15 protein-coding genes are annotated in these 17183 nt (G+C 44.9%); 9 read left to right on the top strand and 6 right to left on the bottom strand.

Annotation, left to right across the window (positions count from 1 at the left end):
* The first annotated feature begins 2 nt into the window (after positions 1–2).
* On the top strand, positions 3–1685 hold the full coding sequence (locus HWQ47_RS24675) for a GMC family oxidoreductase (protein ID WP_269968618.1): 1683 nt from the start codon (positions 3–5) through the stop codon (positions 1683–1685).
* A gap of 1 nt (position 1686) precedes the next feature.
* Positions 1687–2439: a gluconate 2-dehydrogenase subunit 3 family protein gene (locus tag HWQ47_RS24670; RefSeq protein WP_269968617.1), complete on the top strand. Its 753-nt coding sequence runs from the start codon at positions 1687–1689 to the stop codon at positions 2437–2439.
* A gap of 90 nt (positions 2440–2529) precedes the next feature.
* Here the strand turns inward: HWQ47_RS24670 and HWQ47_RS24665 are convergent, their stop codons facing one another.
* Positions 2530–3738, bottom strand: a complete 1209-nt coding sequence (locus HWQ47_RS24665; RefSeq protein WP_269968616.1) for an NAD(P)/FAD-dependent oxidoreductase — start codon at positions 3736–3738, stop codon at positions 2530–2532.
* 770 nt (positions 3739–4508) lie between these two features.
* On the opposite strand from HWQ47_RS24665, the gene HWQ47_RS24660 reads away from it, so the two are divergent.
* On the top strand, positions 4509–5144 hold the full coding sequence (locus HWQ47_RS24660) for an HAD family hydrolase (RefSeq protein ID WP_269968615.1): 636 nt from the start codon (positions 4509–4511) through the stop codon (positions 5142–5144).
* Here the strand turns inward: HWQ47_RS24660 and HWQ47_RS24655 are convergent.
* Positions 5130–6005 carry a LysR substrate-binding domain-containing protein gene (locus HWQ47_RS24655; RefSeq protein WP_269968614.1) on the bottom strand — a complete coding sequence of 292 codons (876 nt, stop codon included), beginning with the start codon at positions 6003–6005 and terminating at the stop codon, positions 5130–5132. The two genes, HWQ47_RS24660 and HWQ47_RS24655, sit on opposite strands and share 15 nt — an antisense overlap.
* Positions 6006–6392: 387 nt before the next feature.
* Here HWQ47_RS24655 and gfa point away from each other — a divergent pair, with 387 nt between their 5' ends.
* From gfa to HWQ47_RS24625, 6 genes are all read left to right on the top strand, one after another.
* Positions 6393–6962, top strand: a complete 570-nt coding sequence (gfa, locus tag HWQ47_RS24650; protein ID WP_269968613.1) for an S-(hydroxymethyl)glutathione synthase — start codon at positions 6393–6395, stop codon at positions 6960–6962.
* A gap of 508 nt (positions 6963–7470) precedes the next feature.
* Positions 7471–7737, top strand: a complete 267-nt coding sequence (locus HWQ47_RS24645; RefSeq protein ID WP_269968612.1) for a DksA/TraR family C4-type zinc finger protein — start codon at positions 7471–7473, stop codon at positions 7735–7737.
* Positions 7738–7874: 137 nt separating this feature from the next.
* Positions 7875–9005, top strand: a complete 1131-nt coding sequence (locus tag HWQ47_RS24640; protein WP_269968611.1) for an S-(hydroxymethyl)glutathione dehydrogenase/class III alcohol dehydrogenase — start codon at positions 7875–7877, stop codon at positions 9003–9005.
* Between the two features lie 96 nt (positions 9006–9101).
* Positions 9102–9941 (top strand): S-formylglutathione hydrolase, encoded by an 840-nt coding sequence (gene fghA / locus HWQ47_RS24635; protein ID WP_269968610.1) that lies wholly within the window; start codon positions 9102–9104, stop codon positions 9939–9941.
* 548 nt (positions 9942–10489) lie between these two features.
* A complete protein-coding gene (locus tag HWQ47_RS24630) occupies positions 10490–10816 on the top strand; it encodes a DMT family transporter (RefSeq protein WP_269968609.1) in 327 nt (108 codons plus the stop codon).
* A gap of 281 nt (positions 10817–11097) precedes the next feature.
* On the top strand, positions 11098–12477 hold the full coding sequence (locus HWQ47_RS24625) for an alanine/glycine:cation symporter family protein (protein ID WP_269968608.1): 1380 nt from the start codon (positions 11098–11100) through the stop codon (positions 12475–12477).
* Between the two features lie 330 nt (positions 12478–12807).
* On the opposite strand, the gene HWQ47_RS24620 is transcribed toward HWQ47_RS24625, so the two are convergent.
* The 4 genes from HWQ47_RS24620 to HWQ47_RS24605 form a co-directional block, all read right to left on the bottom strand.
* On the bottom strand, positions 12808–13911 hold the full coding sequence (locus tag HWQ47_RS24620; protein WP_269968607.1) for an ABC transporter permease: 1104 nt from the start codon (positions 13909–13911) through the stop codon (positions 12808–12810).
* Between the two features lie 144 nt (positions 13912–14055).
* A complete protein-coding gene (locus HWQ47_RS24615) occupies positions 14056–15030 on the bottom strand; it encodes an ABC transporter ATP-binding protein (RefSeq protein WP_269968606.1) in 975 nt (324 codons plus the stop codon).
* Positions 15027–15971 carry an HlyD family secretion protein gene (locus tag HWQ47_RS24610; RefSeq protein ID WP_269968605.1) on the bottom strand — a complete coding sequence of 315 codons (945 nt, stop codon included), beginning with the start codon at positions 15969–15971 and terminating at the stop codon, positions 15027–15029. Before HWQ47_RS24610 ends, HWQ47_RS24615 begins: the two co-directional genes overlap by 4 nt.
* A 99-nt stretch (positions 15972–16070) precedes the next feature.
* The gene (locus HWQ47_RS24605; RefSeq protein ID WP_269968604.1) at positions 16071–17132 is read right to left on the bottom strand and encodes an AraC family transcriptional regulator; all 1062 of its coding nucleotides are present in this window, start codon (positions 17130–17132) and stop codon (positions 16071–16073) included.
* Positions 17133–17183: the final 51 nt, after the last annotated feature.

Genomic DNA, 17183 nt, shown 5'->3' with positions numbered 1-17183 from the left:
TTATGAATACGCTAGATTATGATGTAATCGTGGTGGGCTCCGGTGCTGGTGGTGCAATGGCGGCATACACCTTGACGAAAGCGGGCCGCAAGGTGTTGATGTTAGAGGCGGGACGACATTACGACCCTAAAACAGAAACACCTATGTTTAAAACTAACTTTGAAGCCCCTTTATTGGGGACGGGTAATTCAGATAAAGATTTTGGTTTTTACGATGCAACGGTAGAGGGGGGGTGGCAAGTTCCTGGAGAGCCCTATACCAAAGCTGAAGGCAGTGATTTTCTTTGGTGGCGCGCGAGAATGTTAGGCGGACGAACGAATCATTGGGGGCGTTACTCTCTGCGTTTTAGTGAGCATGATTTTAAAGGTTTCAGTCGTGATGGCTTAGGGGCTGATTGGCCATTTGAGTACCAAGACTTAGCACCTTGGTACGATAAAACCGAGGCACTTGTCGGCATTTGCGGTACCAACACAGGTTTAGATGATATGCCGGACTCTTCGGAAGGCATTTTACAGCCACCGCCTAAGCCTAGGGTGACTGAATTACTGGTGTCTGCAGCGGCCAAAAAACTCGGCATACCCACTGCGCCGATGCACCGCGCTGTTCTCACTCGCCCTAAAGATGATCGCCAAGCGTGTTTTTATGCAACCCCTTGCGGTCATGGGTGCTCGATTGGCGCGGCGTTTCAAACTACCACATCATTAATCCCTATGGCTAAAGCGACGGGACGTTTAACCGTAATAACCGATGCCATGGTTAAACAGGTGAATGTTGATGAGAAAGGTACAGTAAATGCCATTATCTATATCGATAAAACCACTAAACAAGCACATAAACTCGATGTCAAGGTTATCATTCTTGCGGCGAGTGCCTGCGAGTCTGCCCGAATTTTGCTTAATTCTAAGAGTGAACATCATCCTCAAGGCTTAGCTAATTCGAGTGGTCATGTGGGGAAAAATATTATGGACTCAACCGGAGTGAGTTACGGGGCCAACATTCCAGCATTAGCAGGGCGGCCTAGGTACAATGAAGACGGCCATACCGCCAACCATCTGTTTATTCCCTGGTGGGGGCACAAGATGCAGGCAAAACAGGAGTTAGACTTTCCCCGTGGTTATCATTTTGAGATCGCTTCAGGTTTTCGAGCCCCAAGCTCATGGGTTAGCGGCGAGTTAGATGGTTATGGACAACCGTTAAAAGATATCGCTAAAAAGGCTTATGGCACCTATGTTGGCTTAGCGTTACGGGGTGAAATGTTGCCCAATGAAAGCTGCTACATGGAGATTGATGAACAGGTTAAGGACAAATGGGGCATACCTGTGGTCAAATTTCATTGGAAATGGTCCCAGCATGAACTTAAACAGGTGGGGCACGGTTTAAAAACCGCCCGTGAAATTTTACAAACCATGGGCGCCAAGTTCGATAACCCCCTGCCAAAAGCTGAAGACGTCATTGCTACAGGTGGCCAGATTATTCATGAAGTGGGCAGTACTCGCATGGGGGATTCACCCACCGAGTCAGTGACGAACCAATGGGGACAAACGTGGGATTGCAATAATCTCTTTGTGATGGATGCCGGCGTGTTTGCCTCTAATCCTCATAAAAATTGCACCTTAACTATCATGACTTTGGCAATGAGAAACTCCACTTGGCTAGCGCAGCAATTAAATCAAGGAGCCTTGTAAGATGACTTCAGCTAAAGGTAAATATTGTAGCAATAAACCTTATCAAAGTGCGTTAACCAGACGAGATGCCCTCAAATGGCTAGGTGCCCTGTCGATCAGTGCAGCATTTCCTGCTCTTACCGCTTGCAGCAGTAAAAGTACGGTCGCTGAAACGCAAATAGCAGCAACCAAAGGGCATTGGCCGCAGCTGAATTTGTCGCCTATCAATGCAACAGGATATGGGAAAGATCCGGATCTCATACTGGCACCTAAATCGGCGTGGCCGAGAACCCTCATCAGTGCACAGTTAACCTTACTCGCAGTGCTGTCTGATATTATGGTGCCCAGAGAGGGCAATGTTCCATCGGCGAGCGAAGTGAAGGTTCCAGATGTGGTCGATGAGTGGGTCAGTGCCCCTTATGAGCGACAGCAAGAGGATAGAGCTGCAATACTACCTCTGCTGACATGGTTAGATGATGAATCTCGACAACGTTTTGATGGACTGTTTGTTGATATTAGCTCGGCTAATCAACGCACAATAATTGATGATATTGCCTATACCAAAGCGGATATTATCGAGGAGTTTGCTCGACCAACCCAAGCTTTTTCACGCCTAAGACGCTTAATACTGGCTTGTTTCTTCTGTAGCCCCGAAGGCGTGAAAGATATGGGGTATTTGGGTAACGTGCCGATTGCAGGCGACTATCCTGGACCGACAGATGAAGCCATGGTGCACCTGAACAAGGTGTTGGATGAGTTAGGTTTGTCACTGTAACCTAATAGATAATAAATAGAAAAAGCCCGCATATTGTTAAATATGCAGGCTTTTTGGTGATAATGAAGTCATCTCTATCTAGTGACTAAGCTAGTTAGGTTGGAAGATGCACTTCAATCGTTTAGCGATGATGAGACGGGACATAGTAAACAGACCACTAACCGTCTTCTGATGTAGACGGAAGATGGTGTCGTAAAGGCGACGCACTAACCGTCCCTTTAAGATCAGCCTGTCATTCATCATGGTGCTGATGGCGTAATCATGACCTATCGCAACTACCATCCCCCCATCTTTATAGACGAAGGGGGTAAGCTCCTTGCCTTGCATCAAGCCCTTTAAACTCTTGGCTAAGTGTACCGCAGCACGGTTTGCAGCCTGAGCTTTTGGTGGCACCATGCTTCCATCGGCCTGTGGAATTGCAGCACAGTCACCCAGAGAAAAAATATGTGAGTCTAATGTGCTGGCTAGTGTTTGTTGCACCATTAGCTGATTGGCACTGTTACTCTCCAAGCCTCCTATATTTTTCAACCAATCAGGAGCCTTGATACCTGCCGCCCAAAATTGAACATCGGCATCTAGATTAAGTCCTTCACTGGTGGTCATGCCCTGTTGATCGACACTTGCAATACGGGTATTGAGCATGACATTAACCTTAAACTTTTTCAGCCTCAATAGTGCCTGTTCAGACATCTTTAATGGGCCATTAGGCAGGACTCTGTCAGCAGCCTCAATTAAGTTGATGGTGAGTTGTGCTGCCTGTGGATTGCGAGCTAAGTTACCACTTACTTTAGCCAGTTCCGCAGCCAGTTCCAAACCCGTCGCACCAGCGCCAACTATGTTGATGGTGCGCTGACCACCAGAGCGGAGCAGTGAACTTATCTGTTGCCAACTGTCTCTGGCTTGCTGTGGGGTATCTAGGAACAGACAGTGTTCCTGTGCGCCTTTGGTTGCGAAATCATTACTGATAGCACCTACAGCAATAACCAAATAGTCATAGGCTAAAGTGTCAGTTTCGCCGTTGGGTTTATAGACGATTAATTGCTTCTCTTCACGATTGATATCCGTCAATCTGGCCTGATAATGGCGATAACCATTTTTGGCTCCATGGCTGAAATAACAAAGGGTATCGAGATCGTTATCAAAAGTGCCCGCGGCAATTTCGTGGAATCGAGGTTTCCAATAATGATGGGTTTCACCTTCGACTAAAATGATTTCATCTTGAGCGTTTACCGAACGACCTAAAAGACTGGCAAGTTCCAGGCCAGCAGCACCACCACCAACAATGACAACACGAGACATAATATTTCCTTAGTGCCCTCAATATTATAAGCAGAGAGCAACATTTAAATTGGGTGATACGCCTCTAGGTAACCTTAGCTAACTCAAGCATGGCGCCTAAGATATTGCAGGGAGTGCGGAGAGGTATCTGATGTCGGCTATTATAATTTGAGTTAGATTTGGAACAATTAGGCTAAAAGGTAAATTACTTTTACCAGGAGGTAATAATCAGAGTGTGGGATAGGGGATTGGCACACTAAATGGGCCTTATCACCAAGTAGATAATTGATAATCAGTAAAGAATTTCATATTTCATTGATTAAGAGTATTAAAATAATTTATTAGCTATCGTATAAGGAGCCGCATGCAGGGTATGTGGGGCAGGAAGTTAGGTGCCTACAGCTACCCGATTAGTCCTTGCATTAAAATATTCTGGCTTACACTTCTTGCTTTCATAGAATCCAATTAGAGACCAGAACTCATGATTTGAATTTAATCTTTCTACTTATTGATTAGCAGCACGATAACGCTCTTTTCTGTTTGAATATTTTACGTTAACTTAGCACTGGTAAGTCACTATTGTAAATGGGTTACTTTTAGTAGGAATCAGAGAATACAGTTAAACACTTGCCATCATTACAAGTAGATAAAAATGTATATATCATCATAATTTAAATGAGGTTATTCTCATGATGTTGATAGGGTGCATCAGATTGGTAAATTGTGTGATGGCTAATGAGCGAGCTTTGATAGCGTATCAGCCAGACCCATTTAAATAAGGATGAGTAACATTGAGCATTACGGTTAATTCCTACTTTGATTTCAGTCGTATTCAAGGTGTTATTTTCGATTTAGACGGCACACTCGCTGATTCCAATCCGGATTTTGAAGGGTTGAGACTTGAACTTAGCATCAAGCCTGGTGCTGATATTTTGGGGTATATTGAATCGATTTCAGACCCTAAGCTGGCAGCACAAGCAAAAGAGATTGTTGAACGCTATGAGCTCGAAAGCTCAAATAAGGCAACTTGGATCGCGGGTGCGGAGCAGCTGATTGAGTTGTTTACTGCATTACAACTTCCACTGGCAATACTGACCCGTAATATACCTGCAGCGGCTGCGATTACGTTGGCTAATCTAGGGTTAGAGATCGATCTGGTATTAACGCGTTTTGATGCTAAGGCTAAACCTCACCCTGAAGGTGTTGAGTTGATTTGTCAAAAGTGGCAACTTGAGCCTGCTAATATTTTGTTTATCGGTGATTATCTATATGACCTACAGACGGCAAATAATGCAGGTACTAAAAGTGTCCTTTATAGTCCTGCATTAATACCGGATTATGCATCCGAGGCTGATATTGTCTGTCGATGTTATACCAGTCTAATTGAATACTTTAAAACTCAGATAAGAGATTCAGCCTGCTGCTAACCCCTGGCTTAGGTGATCCAATAGCATGCGTACTTTAGGTGATAAATGCCTGTTATGTGGATAGAGTGCCCAAATTCCCTCTTCCGGTGAGCGATGTTGTTCAAGCAGCGGGATCAGTTGTCCATCATCGATAAAGGATTGAACATAGTAATCGGGCAGCTGAATGATCCCTATACCTTTTATTGCAGCATCGACAAGGGCATGGCCGCTGTTGCAACTCAAATTACCTTTCACTCTGACATGTTTGGTTTTGCGGTTTTCCTCAAATCGCCAATAGTCCATGGTTCCCAGCAGACAGTTGTGCTGATCTAGCTCTGACAGTGAGTGGGGAATACCAAAAGTTGCAAGGTAATTTGGTGAGGCGCATACAAATTGGGTTCGTGAACTCAGTCGTTTAGCCATCATGCTTGAGTCTTCGAGTTCGCCTAATCGGATAGCAAGGTCGTAACCTTCATCGATAAGATCGAGTTTTTGGTTGGTTAAGCTAAGCTTGACCTCAAGTTCGGGATACAGAACGACAAAGCTATTGACCAAAGGTGCGATGTTCATCTCCCCATAAGTGACGGGCGCGGTTATCTTGAGTGAGCCTCTTGGGCTACTCTGCAGATTAGTGATAGCACGCTCTGCTTCATCTAAACCGTCTAATGCCTGTCTGCAATGTAGATGATAAATTCGACCTACCTCGGTGGTGGACACTCTTCGTGTGGTGCGGTGAAATAACTTAGTGGCTAGACGAGCTTCTAATGCACTGACCTGTCTGCTGACTTGTGCGGTCGATATGCCAAGGCGTTGTGCAGCCTTAGTAAAACTCTCAGCTTCCGCAACGGCGACAAATTCGCTAACGCCTTCCCAATTAAACATAGTGTTCACCTAGCATGTATCTATTTATATGTTTTTGATTATCACCAAATACGCGATAAATGCAATTTTTGTATTTTACATGCGAGTTGACGTAACATTTTGTATTAAAAGGCTAATGATGTTTTTTATGTAAAAAGTATTATTACGAAATAGAAAAAGATATTTTCAAAAACGTAGGATTATCATTATTTGAATGAAGAATATAATCCTGCTCATCGGAATGACGTAGGCGTTATTTCTCAAAACCATGACTTGGTACTTAGCTTTTTACCAAACCTAGCAAAGTTACTACCCAAGTCATTGTCCCTTATTAAGCAAGTCATTTATTGGATCATTAAGGCTAACCTCAAAGGGATGAGTCTTAATGAGAATCCATGGAGCATCATTATGAAAGTTTTAATTCATCCCCAAGTTGATAACGGTATCGTAGCGAGTCTTGAAGGATTTACCGGTGGCACTTTAACGTGTAAATGCGAGCATAACCCTGTCGAAGTTTCAATTAGCAGTCAGACTGCCCACAATCACGTTTGTGGTTGCAGTAAATGTTGGAAGCCTGAAGGCGCCTTGTTTGCCCAAATTGCCGTTGTGTCACGTGACAATGTAGCTGTCATAAAAAATGCTGATAAATTGGTTATTATCGATGAATTAGCCGCTATTCAACGTCATGCATGTAAAGAGTGTGGAGCTCATATGTACGGTCGTATTGAAAACTCAGAACACCCGTTTTATGGATTGGACTTTGTTCATACTGAGTTATCTTCAGCACAAGGTTGGTCACAGCCTGAGTTTGCGGCATTTGTCTCCTCTATCATCGAAGCTGGTGCTGCACCTGAGTCCATGGGCGATGTTCGTCAGACGCTTAAAGACTTAGGTCTTGCACCTTATGACTGTTTGTCGCCTGCGTTGATGGATGCGATTGCTACTCATATTGCTGCGCAATCTAAAAAGAGTGCGTAATACCAATGAATATCGTCAACACTCTTGGTGTACTACCAGAATCTGTTGATTTGAATATTTAGTAGAACAAGCGCTCCGGCGCTTTTTTTATGTTAAGTAGAAAGTGATTTATCCCCCTCTGTCCGTATCTCTTCTTGTGGAAGCACAGCTGCTGCACCGTCTTTTTATTATTACCTCAGAGTAAAAGTAATTTGCAATTATCATGGATTATCATCTCTACTGAAGAGAATATAATGTTTGTTATCGGATCGGCAGTGGCAATGACAGTGACAAGAACATTGTGAGAGTGACGCTTATTACTGAGATCTAGCGACTCATTGTTCAGCGTTTTACACTGATGGATCAGTAGATGGATGTATTGCCTTCTCGCTAGCTTGGGAGTAGTACTGAATAAACGTCGTTGGTTAATTATTATGGTTAGCGGAGGTTGAGATGGCTGGTGCTTGGTCTAGGACTAGTACGGAATAAATATCGATTGGTTAATGATTAATGGTTAGCGGAGGTTGAGATGGCTGGTGGTTGGTCTAGAGATGGTGCGGTACAAGATCAAATCGATAATAGTGTTGACGATGGTGTTGCTCAGGCCAGAAGTCGACTACCGGTTGGTCAAAGCTTACTCCATTGTGAAGAGTGCGACAGTTTGATCCCTGAGGCCCGCAGAAAAGCCGTAATCGGTGTTCGACTCTGTGTGAGTTGCCAGCAGGAATCAGATAAGCAGTTAAAAAAGTTTAGTGGTGTTAATCGACGAGCAGGAAAAGATAGTCAGTTGAGATAGTGATTATTACCATATGGTAAAAGTCATTTGCAATAATGTGGGATTATCAATTTTTTAAGCTTAGATATAATGCTTAGCATAGTTACTGCGGCAAGAAAGTAAGACCGCGTTTAATTTTATACATTTAGGATATAACAATGACAGCACAAACAATTAAATCAAAAGCAGCAGTCGCTTGGGCTGTAGGTGAGCCATTATCTATGGAAATCGTAGATGTTATGCCACCGCAAAAAGGTGAAGTACGTATCAAGATGGTAGCAACCGGTGTTTGTCATACCGATGCTTTCACGCTTTCTGGCGATGATCCAGAAGGTATCTTCCCTTGTATCTTAGGCCATGAAGGTGGCGGAATTGTAGAGTCTATCGGTGAAGGCGTAACTAGCGTTCAGGTCGGCGACCATGTTATTCCACTTTACACACCTGAGTGTGGCGAGTGTAAATTCTGTAAATCTGGTAAGACTAACCTTTGTCAGAAGATACGTGAAACTCAAGGTAAAGGTTTAATGCCTGACGGTACTAGCCGTTTCTCTAAAGATGGCAAAATCATCTACCACTACATGGGTACTTCTACTTTCTCTGAGTACACAGTATTACCAGAAATATCATTGGCTAAGGTAAACCCTGAAGCGCCACTTGAAGAAGTATGTCTACTTGGTTGTGGTGTTACTACTGGTATGGGCGCTGTGATGAACACGGCTAAAGTTGAAGAGGGTGCTACGGTTGCTATCTTCGGCATGGGTGGTATCGGCCTATCCGCTGTTATTGGCGCAACTATGGCTAAAGCAAGCCGTATCATCGTTATCGATATTAACGAAAGTAAGTTCGAATTAGCCCGTAAACTGGGTGCGACTGATTGCATCAACCCTAAAGATTACGACAAGCCAATTCAAGACGTAATTGTTGAGTTGACCGATGGTGGTGTTGATTATTCATTCGAGTGTATCGGTAACGTTCACGTGATGCGCTCTGCATTAGAGTGTTGTCACAAAGGTTGGGGCGAGTCAGTGGTTATCGGTGTTGCCGGTGCAGGTCAAGAGATCTCTACTCGTCCATTCCAGTTAGTGACTGGTCGTGTATGGAGAGGCAGTGCTTTCGGCGGTGTAAAAGGTCGTTCTGAGCTACCTGAATATGTTGAGCGTTACCTTGCTGGTGAGTTCAAGTTAAGTGATTTCATCACTCATACTATGAGTCTTGAGCAAGTAAACGAAGCGTTTGATCTTATGCATGAAGGTAAGAGCATACGTACCGTTATCCATTTCGATAAGTAATGATCTCTAACCCAGATTAGTCGGAATCATTCATCCTGTAGCGCTGGTTTACTCTAGGTTATTGCAGACTAGGCCAGTGCGATTTAGGAAATCAGCATGACAATTGATAATATCAGTGTAAATAAGAGTTTTGGTGGTTGGCATAAGCAGTATAGCCATCACTCCAATGCCTTAAATTGCGAGATGCGATTCGCTATCTACTTGCCACCACAGGCGTCAAGTGGTGAGAAAGTGCCTGTCTTGTATTGGCTTTCAGGATTAACCTGTAGCGATGAAAACTTTATGCAAAAAGCGGGCGCACTGCGCATGGCTGCTGAGCTTGGCATCGCTATTGTTGCACCGGACACTAGCCCGAGAGGCGCTGATGTGGCGGATGATGAAGGCTATGATCTGGGTCAAGGGGCTGGCTTTTATGTCAATGCTACTCAAGCTCCCTGGAATCGTCATTATCATATGTATGATTATGTGGTTGATGAGTTACCAAAACTGATTGAGTCAATGTTTCCAGTCAGTGATAAACGCTCGATTGCGGGACACTCAATGGGTGGCCATGGCGCGCTTGTTATTGCGCTTAGAAATAGCGATGCATATCAGTCTGTTTCGGCATTTAGTCCCATTAGTAATCCGATCAACAGTCCTTGGGGCAAGAAGGCATTTACGGCTTATTTAGGCCGTGATATGGCAACATGGTCTGAATATGATGCTAGCGTTTTAATGCGCCAAGCGAAAAATCTGGTTCCCGCTTTAGTCGATCAAGGCGATGGGGATAACTTTCTTGTTGAACAACTCAAGCCTGAAATGTTGGAAGCAGCAGCGGGTGTGAGTGGTTATCCGTTAGAGCTCAATATTCGTGAAGGCTACGATCATAGTTACTATTTTATCTCTAGCTTTATCGAAAACCATCTGCGTTTTCACGCTAAGCATCTGGCGAAATAGTAAAATAATCGCCAGTTAGAGAAGATGTTTAAAAGAAAAGGTGTCCCCATTTTTGGAGACACCTTTTTTGTTTTCAACTGCGTAAAAATACCCAGACGACCAGGAAATGACCACTGAATTCTATACCCAAACAACTTCAAGATGCAGGATTCAGCATGTCGAGAAGTGACAGAGTTCAAGGCATGAAATAGTAGGACTAGTTATTCTAATTCAATATTTCATAACACAGAAAAATGTTGCTTCTCGCCGTGCCCTACGGGAGTTCCCGTAGGATCCCTGCACTGCGTTAGTGATATCGACAAGGGAATAACCATTATCCTCAATCACTGCCTTGTTCAGCTATCCTACGGGAGCTCTGAAACGAGCATCTTGAGGTAGCTTGGGTATATATCTCATAGTGTCAAAGTCGCTTGGGCATAGATTATTACCAATGAGTAAAAGTCATTTGCTTATTAGCGCAATTATCATCTGCAATAAATAAAATATAATAGCGATAACCAATACAGTGGGCTGACCTGCTGCTTTTTTTTACTTTTAAGGTGTATATCATGAGTTGGATTTTCCTAATGTTAGGCGTTGTAGCTGAAGCTTTATCTCATGTGGCACTCAAAGCTACCGATGGATTCACTCGACCACTTCCGGCAGCGTTAGTTATCTTGGGTCATTTAACGGCATTTATTTTTCTAGGTCAGGCAATGAAAGGCATGCCCGTTGGTGTTGTGCATGCCCTGTGGGCTGGACTCGCTATCGTGACAGTTACCTTGCTGTCGGCGCTGCTCTATCGTCAGCATCTGGACGCAACGGCTTGGATTGGTATGTTACTGGTCGCTGGTGGTGTAATGCTGATTAATGTTTCACAGGGACACTCTCATTAGAAATACCCATTCCAACAATAATGTGACCTTGCAGATAACGTATAGGATTCTGTAAGTAAGCTCAAAATATAGCTTCTGCAATATTGACAAGCCCAGCCTCTTGAACTCTACCAAGTTTAAGAGGCTGGGCTTGAACATAGGTCTTTAGTTAATATTTTTGTCATCAAGATCCTCCTTTCATTTTGTGCTCTTTTCGTTGTACTCTGAATATTAAATAATAAATTCCAGCGCTAGCTCACGGAATTAATAAAATAATAATGATAAGCATCGACGAGGTTTGAATGGAAGGAATTACTGAGTTTGTCAGTATGATCAATGGCTTTGTATGGGGTACTCCTATGCTTGTCATGATTTTAGGTGTGGGTTTGTTTCTCTCTATAGGGTTGAAACTTATGCCGATTTTAAAGCTTGGTACAGGCTTTAAACTACTTTGGTCTGGTCGTATCCCAGATAAAGATAAGAAAGTAGAGGGAGAGATAAGTCCCTTTAATGCATTGATGACCTCGTTATCGGCCACTATCGGTACTGGTAACATTGCCGGTGTGGCTACTGCGATCTTTATTGGTGGACCAGGTGCGCTTTTTTGGATGTGGTGTACCGCATTAGTCGGCATGGCGACTAAGTTTGCCGAGGCTGTTCTGGCGGTTAAATATCGTGAAGTTGATGCCAATGGAAACCACATCGGTGGTCCCATGTATTACATTAAAAACGGTTTGAGCAGTAAGTGGACCTGGTTAGGTACTGCATTTGCGCTGTTTGGCTCATTTGCTGGTTTTGGAATTGGTAACACGGTTCAGTCGAATTCAGTTGCTGATGCCTTAAGCAGTAACTTTGGTGTGCCAACGTGGGTGACAGGCCTAGTATTGATGGTACTGGTGGGTGCCGTGTTGATGGGCGGAATTAAGCGTATTGCTGACGTAGCAGGTAAGCTGGTTCCCTTGATGACTCTGTTTTATATCACTGCGGGTCTAGCTGTATTAGTGGTGAACGCTGCAGAAATTCCTGATGCGATTGTGCTTATCGTTCACAGTGCTTTCAATCCCGTCGCTGCTCAAGGTGGTTTTGCCGGTGCTGCGGTGTGGGCTGCCATTCGCTTTGGTGTCGCGCGCGGTGTGTTCTCCAATGAGGCGGGCCTTGGTAGTGCTCCAATTGCCCATGCTTCGGCGCAGACTAACAGTCCAGTAGGTCAAGGATTAGTGGCTATGCTGGGGACATTTATCGATACCTTGATTGTGTGTAGTATCACAGGTCTGGCGATTATTGTTTCGGGTGCATGGACTTCAGGTGAAAACGGTGCGTCCTTGACTTCACTCGCATTCTCAACAGCCTTGCCAATGGGTAACTATATTGTAGCTATTGCTCTGTCTGTGTTTGCTTTCACTACCATTTTAGGTTGGAGTGTATACAGTGAAAAATGTGTCCAGTATCTACTGGGTATTAAAGCGGTGAAACCTTTTAGAGTGTTATGGATTTTGGCCGTACCTCTGGGGGCGATAAGCTCACTGGATTTCATCTGGCTGCTGGCCGATACTCTCAATGCCATGATGGCGTTGCCTAACTTGATCGCACTGGTTCTATTGAGTCCTGTGGTGTTTACCCTGACTCGTGAGTACTTTGCTGAAAAGCGCGCAGATGATGAGAAAGAGAAGGCGAAAGTTTAACTAACCTTAAGTTAACAAGCATCAATAGAAGAAAAAGCGCCGAAAGGCGCTTTTTTATTGGTATTATACCGATCAGTATAAAGATGTGATCGCTCAGCGAGAGTTTAGCGCTTCTGAGGTAAGGCAACGAGTGAGAAGCATAGTTATTCTACGGTTAAGCTCGTTAACACAGCATCAGAACCGCTAAAACTCGCCCTTTGGGTGTGTTTTTGGCTACCTACTTCTTCGTTGAATGAACTCACAAGGGAATAACCATTGCGTCATCCATTCGCCTTGAATAAGTTTGCCAAAAGCCGCACTGAGTAGATCACTTTCTTATACTGATTGGTATTAATCCAGGCGTTTATTAAATCGCATCGAAGCGATAATAATGCCGATAATCGTAAAGCCGATAAGCCAAAGTGCATCGAATGGCATATCGCTTACCTCTCCCCCCCTGAGTACCACAGCGCGTATGATGCGCATAAAGTGAGTGGCAGGTAAGATTTCAGCGATCCATTGAGCAGGTTTAGGCATCGCTTCGAAGGGGAACATAAAGCCTGACAGTAAGATGGTTGGCAAGATGATAAAGATGGTCATCTGCATCGCCTGTAGCTGAGTACGGGCTATGGTCGAGATGATTAAACCTAAGGTTAAGCTTGCGGCGATAAAGAGTAAGGTGCCCAGCAGAAGCTGTGTGATATCGCCATTGATAGGGACATCGAATATATAATGGCCTAATCCTAAAATGATCGTCATCTGAATCAAACCGACAATAATGTAGGGTAAAATTTTGCCAAGCATTAACTCCAATGGCTTGATTGGCGTGGTGATCAACAGCTCCAAATTACCCTTTTCTCGTTCGCGGACGATGGCGGCCGAAGTGAACATGATCATGGTCATGGTCAAGATGACCGCAATAAGTCCTGGTACAATATTGACCGCAGATCGCTGCTCCGGATTATAGAAAAGGGCGACCTCGAAGCGGGATGGTCTTTGAGTGTCTATGCCTGTGATCTGATCCAGTGGCATATTACGTAACTGCATCATGGCGCCAGCTATCATGGTGTCAGATCCGTCGACGATCCACTGGCCTAAGGTTTCATCATTGGCCAGTTTTTCAGTAAGGTTGGGCGGCAGAATAAGTGCAGCCCGTATTTCGCCTCGGGTGATCGCGGCAATCGCTTCGGTACTGGTTTTATAATAGGCCTCGACCGACACCACTTGAGTCACCTTGATCGCTTCTACAATCCAGCGACCTGCGGCTGAATCACTTTGATCGACAATGGCTACAGGTATGTTGCGCACATCGGTATTGATGGCGTAACCAAATAGCAGCAGTTGGATCAAGGGGATCATAACCACCATGCCGAAGGTGATCTTGTCTCGCTTCAATTGTCTAATCTCTTTGACGGTGATCGCCTTGATTCTGCGTAAACTGTTTATAATCGACATATGAACCCCTCTGATCCAAGCGGGATCATCACCTCATTCATACCAAAGGTAATTCGCTTCCGTTTAAGCTGCCGGCTTTCCTTGACTGTAATGGCTTTGACGGTGATCGCTTTGATACGACGTAAGCTGTTTATAACCGACATATCATGATCCCTCCAGTTCAGGAGCTGACGGCTCGGCACTCTGCTGGCCTGTGACGGTGACAAACACATCTTCGAGATTAGGTGGGGTGAGTCTTATCTCTGCTTGTTTAAGCTCAGGCAGCGCCTGTCTTAACCAAGCATCGGGATCAAGAATCTTGTCATCAACTAAGACCCGTAAGCAAGATCCCAGCTGGGCGGCAGATTTGATCTCCTTAAAGGCCATAAGCGTGTTCTTGAGCTGCCTTAAATTTGAGTGACCGACCTCGAGTACATTTGCCCCCATCTGTTGCATTAGTTCGTTGGGACTGCCATTGGCGCGAATAAATCCTTGTTCCATAATGGCGAGAGCATGACAGCGTTCGGCTTCATCCATGTAGTGGGTAGTGACTAAGATGCTGGTGCCAGTTTCAGAGAGATCAAATAACTGTTCCCAAAAATCGCGACGATTCTGAGGATCTACCGCTGAGGTGGGCTCATCAAGAAATAAAAGTTCAGGATCGTTAAGACAAGCACAAGCAAGTGATAGTCGCTGTTTCTGGCCACCACTTAAGGTGCCAGCAAACTGCTTTTGCTGTTTGATCAGATTATAAGTACTGAGTAATTGATCAATTTTTTTGCGGCTATCATTGGGACTGAGGCAGTAGATCTGGGCGATAAACTCTAGGTTCTCCTTAACGGTAAGATCGTCATAGAGGGAAAATTTTTGCGTCATATAGCCGATCCGTAACCTGAGCGCTTCGGCCTGCTTGGGGATCGACATGCCCAATACTTCAATTGTGCCTGCACTGGGGGTGAGCAGTCCGGTTAGCATCCGAATGCTGGTGGACTTTCCGCAGCCGTTAGGGCCAAGAAAACCATAGATATGGCCTTTAGGCACTTGCAGATTCATGTTTGAAACTGCAGCCAGTTGGCCAAATTTTTTAGTGATCCCTTTAGCATCGATAGCTAAATCATCACGTTGATCGGAACTTCTCATCGGGGAAGATCCACTTGCGAGGGGATCCCTGTGGGTAAGTTGTCGGCATCACTGCCGAGATCGATTTCAGCAAGGAAGACCAGACGGGATCTGTCCTGCTGATTGAGTGCGTAATAGGGCGTGAACGCAGGCTCTTTACTGAGACGACGTAGGGTGCCAGTAAACTCGGTTTCGATCCCATCGACTCGTACCTGCATCTGTTGACCTATGGTGAGCTTAGCCATATAGGGCTCGGGGATATAGACTCGAGCGTAGGGAGCATTATCGGCTTGGATAGCTACGATCACGGCACTCGCCGGTACACGTTCCCCCAGATTAAAAGGCAGGCTGTCCAGCCGACCGCTGCGTGTGGCAATGACGCTCAAATCATCTAAGGTTTGCTCCTCTAAAGACAGGTTAGCTATGCTGGCATCCAGAGCGGCTTTTGCTTGATTGATATCCTCAACGCGTACGCCGGCAATGAGTTTACTCAGGTTCTCTTTGGCGACCACGAGTTCAGCTTGAGCTTTATCTTTGTTGGCTTTAGCTGTGTCTTGGGTAGCTTGGCTAGTGAGTTTTTGTTTAAGCAGACTAGAACTGCGTTTATAGCTTTGGTTTGCTTCAATAAGCGTGGCTTGAGTGCGGGCTACATTGGCTTGTGCACTGGCGATATCTTCCGGTCTCTCGCCGTTGGTGAGCCTTAGCAAGTAGGCTTGGGCCTTGTTAACTTCAGCCTTAGCGAAAGCGACTCTAGCGAGTTGCTTGCGAGTGTCGAATTGAACTAAAAGATCGCCTTGTTCAACTCTATTTCCCTCCTTTTGAGGAAGCGCGATAATAATTTCACTGGCGGTAGCTCTCAGTAAGACCCTGTCTCGCTCTAAGGTTCCTAGAGCCTGATTCGTTACTTCACCTTGGCAGCCATTAAGACTAATAATTAACAATATAAAAAAGAACCGTTTCATCTCTCATTCCTTGATCTAGGCAAACTTATATTTAGCCTAGTTATGACAGATCTTACGGATCAAATATACAGTGTCGATCACGCATATTGGAGAGCAATTTTACGACTTGAGTATTTCTCGTTTTAGCCTCGGCGTGTGTCCGGTCCAGAGTTTATAGGCCCGAAAAAAGACGCTGACATCGCTATAGCCGAGTTCCAATGCAATTTCAGCTGCTGACAGTTCGCTGCAGGTGAGCCAATAATCCGCCATCTCATGGCGAATATTATCCACCAATGTTTGATAGCTTATGCCCTGCTTTAGTAACTTACGTTGCAGAGTTCGTCCTGTTAGATGAAGCTGCTCGGCGATCTGTTCTCGGTTAATTTTTCCTTGTGGTAACAACTGGCGAATGACCCTTGCTACAGCGAGTTGTAACTGATCTGCTTTATCAATATGGTCTAGTCTCTGTTTTGCACTGGCCATCAATAGCGGCAAGCGGTGCTTGTCTCCGCTGGGAAGGGGGCGCATTAGTAAGTTTTTACTGATAAGTATGGCGTTCTCATTCTGCTCAAACAGTACAGGGCAGGCAAAGAGTGTTTGGTACTGTTTAACTTCACTTGGGGTAGGCAGAGATCGCTGCAGCTTAATTTCAATGGGAGAGGCTTGGCTGTCCTCTAACAGGAAACGAGCATAATTGACCCAAGACGCCAGGACATTGTCGATGAGATGTGGGATGACTAATGGGTGGCTGTATTGGCAGTGCCATACCATTTTTAGCCCATGGGGATGTTCTCTTAACTCTGTGATCCCCATGTCACCGACAAGTTGTTCCAGCGGCATAGCCTGCATGATAGCCTGAGAAACATTGTTTGAGTTGAGTCCTATCTGACCCAAAATATAGAAACGATCCGGTTGAATAAAACGGGCGCTATAGAGGCCAAATAACGGGTGCTGGCAATGTTCAATCAGATAAACGAGCAGTTGCTGGAACTGCTCACCACTTATGCGGGCATCGGTGCGATAGAGGGAGGTTAACTCGATTCCCGCCTGCTCAAGGGCGCTTAAAATATCAAGCTTACAGTGTCTGGCCGCCTGCAAAAATTGCTGCACTGGTGGTATTGAGGTCATACCTAAAGAGGGTTTTTTTTGCCCTTTAATTATTGATACCTGCTGTTTATTCATCGCTCACCTACTGTTCATCTTGTCCATATATGTCACTGACAAATTGTTGCA

This window comes from Shewanella sp. MTB7 (assembly GCF_027571385.1).
GTDB lineage: Bacteria > Pseudomonadota > Gammaproteobacteria > Enterobacterales > Shewanellaceae > Shewanella.
This window is presented reverse-complemented; position numbering and strand designations above follow the sequence as displayed.

Bases quoted from the DNA above. Each gene is read 5' to 3' on its own strand.
- HWQ47_RS24675 (WP_269968618.1), top strand. From the start codon at position 3: ATGAATACGCTAGATTATGATGTAATCGTGGTGGGCTCCGGTGCTGGT.
- HWQ47_RS24670 (WP_269968617.1), top strand. From the start codon at position 1,687: ATGACTTCAGCTAAAGGTAAATATTGTAGCAATAAACCTTATCAAAGT.
- HWQ47_RS24665 (WP_269968616.1), bottom strand. From the start codon at position 3,738: ATGTCTCGTGTTGTCATTGTTGGTGGTGGTGCTGCTGGCCTGGAACTT.
- HWQ47_RS24655 (WP_269968614.1), bottom strand. From the start codon at position 6,005: ATGTTTAATTGGGAAGGCGTTAGCGAATTTGTCGCCGTTGCGGAAGCT.
- gfa (WP_269968613.1), top strand. From the start codon at position 6,393: ATGAAAGTTTTAATTCATCCCCAAGTTGATAACGGTATCGTAGCGAGT.
- HWQ47_RS24645 (WP_269968612.1), top strand. From the start codon at position 7,471: ATGGCTGGTGGTTGGTCTAGAGATGGTGCGGTACAAGATCAAATCGAT.
- HWQ47_RS24640 (WP_269968611.1), top strand. From the start codon at position 7,875: ATGACAGCACAAACAATTAAATCAAAAGCAGCAGTCGCTTGGGCTGTA.
- fghA (WP_269968610.1), top strand. From the start codon at position 9,102: ATGACAATTGATAATATCAGTGTAAATAAGAGTTTTGGTGGTTGGCAT.
- HWQ47_RS24630 (WP_269968609.1), top strand. From the start codon at position 10,490: ATGAGTTGGATTTTCCTAATGTTAGGCGTTGTAGCTGAAGCTTTATCT.
- HWQ47_RS24625 (WP_269968608.1), top strand. From the start codon at position 11,098: ATGGAAGGAATTACTGAGTTTGTCAGTATGATCAATGGCTTTGTATGG.
- HWQ47_RS24620 (WP_269968607.1), bottom strand. From the start codon at position 13,911: ATGTCGATTATAAACAGTTTACGCAGAATCAAGGCGATCACCGTCAAA.
- HWQ47_RS24615 (WP_269968606.1), bottom strand. From the start codon at position 15,030: ATGAGAAGTTCCGATCAACGTGATGATTTAGCTATCGATGCTAAAGGG.
- HWQ47_RS24610 (WP_269968605.1), bottom strand. From the start codon at position 15,971: ATGAAACGGTTCTTTTTTATATTGTTAATTATTAGTCTTAATGGCTGC.
- HWQ47_RS24605 (WP_269968604.1), bottom strand. From the start codon at position 17,132: ATGAATAAACAGCAGGTATCAATAATTAAAGGGCAAAAAAAACCCTCT.